The organism is Rhodopseudomonas sp. BR0C11 (assembly GCF_010820945.1).
GTDB lineage: Bacteria > Pseudomonadota > Alphaproteobacteria > Rhizobiales > Xanthobacteraceae > Rhodopseudomonas > Rhodopseudomonas palustris_H.
The window spans coordinates 1-3,263 of record NZ_QTKI01000487.1 but is presented as its reverse complement, the minus strand read 5'-3'; the positions used below and the strand labels follow the sequence as shown (position 1 = coordinate 3,263).

2 protein-coding genes are annotated in these 3,263 nt (G+C 68.9%); one reads left to right on the top strand and one right to left on the bottom strand.

What is annotated here, in order from left to right:
- Positions 1-262 (bottom strand): carboxymuconolactone decarboxylase family protein (locus tag DYI24_RS23890; RefSeq protein ID WP_164574092.1); only part of this gene is annotated, 262 nt, incomplete at its 3' end.
- A 159-nt stretch (positions 263-421) separates the two neighbouring features.
- Between DYI24_RS23890 and DYI24_RS23885 the strand changes: the two genes are divergently transcribed.
- Positions 422-2,983 carry a TIGR02302 family protein gene (locus tag DYI24_RS23885; RefSeq protein WP_164574091.1) on the top strand — a complete coding sequence of 854 codons (2,562 nt, stop codon included), beginning with the start codon at positions 422-424 and terminating at the stop codon, positions 2,981-2,983.
- Positions 2,984-3,263 lie beyond the last annotated feature (280 nt).

The following is a 3,263-nucleotide window of genomic DNA, read 5'->3' as shown; positions in this document are numbered from 1 at the left end:
CGCCGTTGGTGAGCGCGCCTTTGATGTGCGCGCGCAGCTCGTGCGGCCGGTTGAGGATCGCGATCATCGCCAGGTTGAGCATGCTGCGGGTCTTCTTCGGCAGCCCGTCGCGTCCCCAGATCGCGCCCCAGCAATACTCGGTGACGAGTTCCTGGAACGGCTTGTTGAAGTCGTCGGCGTTCTTCAGCGCGTTCTCGACATAGGCCTCGCCCAGCACCGCCTTGCGGATCTCCAGCCCCTTGTCGTGCGTCGTCTTGTCCATTGCGCGTCCTCTGGTGGGAAGTTCGCCGGAACACTACGGGGCACCGGCTGTGCCGTCACGCGTTCGTGTCGCGGTGTGATGCGCGCAGTGGTGGCGCAGGACGGTGCCTCATTGCCGCCGTTGTGCTACGCTCGTGTGAGCAGCAACCCGGAGAGATGGTTGAGCGGCAGCATTCCCGATCCGTCGCAGGCCCCGCACGATGAAGAGGCGGTCGCGCGGCTGCACCTGGACAAGGCGATCGGGCGCGCGACGCTGGCGATTGCCTGGGAGCGCGCGTGGCCGCATCTGGCGCGGCTGATGAGCGTCGCCGGCCTGTTCCTGGCGCTGTCCTGGGCCGGGCTGTGGCTGGTGCTGCCGTTCTCGGCTCGCATCGTCGGCTTGGTGCTGCTGGCTGCCCTCGCGCTCGGCGCGCTGATCCCCGCCATCAGGTTCCGTTGGCCGAGCCGCGACGAGGCGCTGGCGCGGCTCGACCGCAATACCGGCCTGAAGCATCGCCCGGCGACGGCGCTCGGCGACACGCTGGCGTCCGGCGATCCGGTGGCGCGCGCGCTGTGGCAGGCGCAGCGCGACCGCACGCTGGCGACGATCCGCGGCCTCAAGCCCGGCCTGCCGTCGCCGCGGCTGCCGATCCACGATCCCTGGGGGCTCCGCGCCCTGGTGGTGATCCTGCTGGTCGCGACCTTCTTTGCCGCCGGCGAGGAGCGCACCCCGCGGGTGATGGCGGCATTCGACTGGAAGGGCGCGATGGCGCCCTCGACCGTCCGGGTCGATGCCTGGGTGACGCCGCCGGTCTATACCAACAAGCCGCCGATCATTCTCACCGCCGCCTCCAACAAGGACCTCGGCACCCCGGGCAGCGGCCCGCTGCCGGTGCCGGTCGGCTCGACTCTGCTGGTGCGCTCCAGCGGCGGCGATCTCGACATCGCGGTCAGTGGGGGCGTGGTCGAGGTCAAGCCGGACAGCGAAGCCCCCAAGGGCACCAGCGAAAGGCATTTCCGCATCACCGGCGACGGTACCGCGCGGGTCCGGGCGCCGTCGAGCGAAGCGCCGTGGAGCTTCACCGCCACCCCGGACAAGCCGCCGGCGATTGCGCTCGCCAAGGAGCCGCAGCGCCAGGCGCGCGGTTCGCTGCAGCTGTCTTACAAGCTCGAAGACGATTACGGGGTGACCGAGGCCGAGGCGCAGTTCGCCGCAGCGCCGCCGGCCAAGGCCCCGGGCACGAAGCCCGCGGATGCGCCGCGGCCGCTGTTCGAAGCGCCGCAGTTCAAGCTGGTGCTGCCGAATGCCCGCACCCGCGCCGGCGTCGGTCAGACCGTCAAGGACTTCAGCGAAGATCCCTATGCGGGCGCCGAAGTCACGCTGACGCTCACCGCCAAGGACGAGGCCGGCAACCAAGGCCACAGCGAGCCGTTCACGATGCGGCTGCCGGAGCGGCTGTTCACCAAGCCGCTGGCGCGCGCGCTGATCGAGCAGCGCCGCATCCTGGCGCTCGATGCCAATGCCAATAGCCAAGTGTATGCCGCGCTCGATGCGCTGCTGATCGCGCCGGAAGTGTTCACGCCGGATGCCGGCCAGTATCTCGGGCTCTACACCATAGCCGATCAGCTCGAACGCGCCCGCACCGACGACGCGCTGCGCGAGGTGGTGAGCAATCTGTGGTCGCTGGCGGTGTTGATCGAAGACGGCGATGCGTCGGATGCCGAGAAGGCGCTGCGTGCCGCGCAGGATGCGCTGAAAGACGCGCTGGAGCGCGGGGCGCCCGACGACGAGATCAAGCAGCTCACCGACAAGCTGCGCGCCGCGCTCGACGCCTATATGCGTCAGCTCGCCCAGCAGCTTCGCAACAATCCGCAGCAGCTCGCCCGCCCGCTCGATCCGAACACCAAGGTGATGCGGCAGCAGGATCTCGAGAACATGCTCCAGCGGATGGAGCGGCTGTCTCGCTCCGGCGACAAGGAAGCCGCCAAGCAGCTGCTCGATCAGCTCGCGCAGATGCTGGAGAACCTGCAGATGGCGCAGCCCGGCCAGGGCGGCGACAGCGGCGACATGGAGCAGGCGCTCAACGAGCTCGGCGACATGATCCGCAAGCAGCAGCAGCTCCGCGACAAGACCTACAAGCAGGGCCAGGATCAGCGCCGCGACCGGATGCGCGGCCAGGACGGCGAGCAGAACCTCGGCGATCTGCAGCAGGATCAGCAGAACCTGCACGACCGGCTGCGCAAGCTGCAGCAGGAGCTCGCCAAGCGCGGCCTCGGCCAGAGCCCGCGCGGCGACAAGGGCGAGCAGGGACAGCAAGGGCAGCAGGGCCAGCAAGGCGAGGGTGGTCTCGATCAGGCCGACTCGGCGATGGGCGATGCCGAAGGCCGGCTCGGCGACGGCAATGCCGATGGCGCGGTGGACTCACAAGGCCGCGCGCTGGAAGCGCTGCGCCAGGGCGCGCAGAAACTCGCCGAAGCGATGCAGCAGGGTGACGGCGACGGTCAGGGCGATGGCCAGGGCAACCGCCCTGGCCGCCAGCAGAGCGGTGCCAATCAAACCGATCCGCTCGGCCGGCCGCTGCGCGGCCGCGACCTCGGGGACGATCTCACCGTCAAGATCCCCGGCGAAATCGACGTCCAGCGCGTCCGCCGTATTCTCGAAGAACTCCGCCGCCGCCTCGGCGACTCCGGCCGCCCGCAGATCGAACTCGACTACATCGAGCGGCTGCTGAAGGATTACTAAGCGATCAACCCACCCCGAGCACGGAGCAACCTGTCCCGCCTGCGGGAGATGTCAACGCGCGTAGCGCGGCGGGTGAGGGCACTCCTCTCAGCGAGGAACTAGAGTATTTCTGGCTTCGACAGAATCAGGACCGCACCTCCTAGCGGTCGCAATTTGCAGAGCCTCATGGTGAGGAGGCGCGAAGCGCCGTCTCGAACCATGCGCCGCAGGCGATGTGTCTCCTCATCCTTCGAGACGCCCGGCTTTGCCGGGCTCCTCAGGATGAGGACTTCGGACGCTT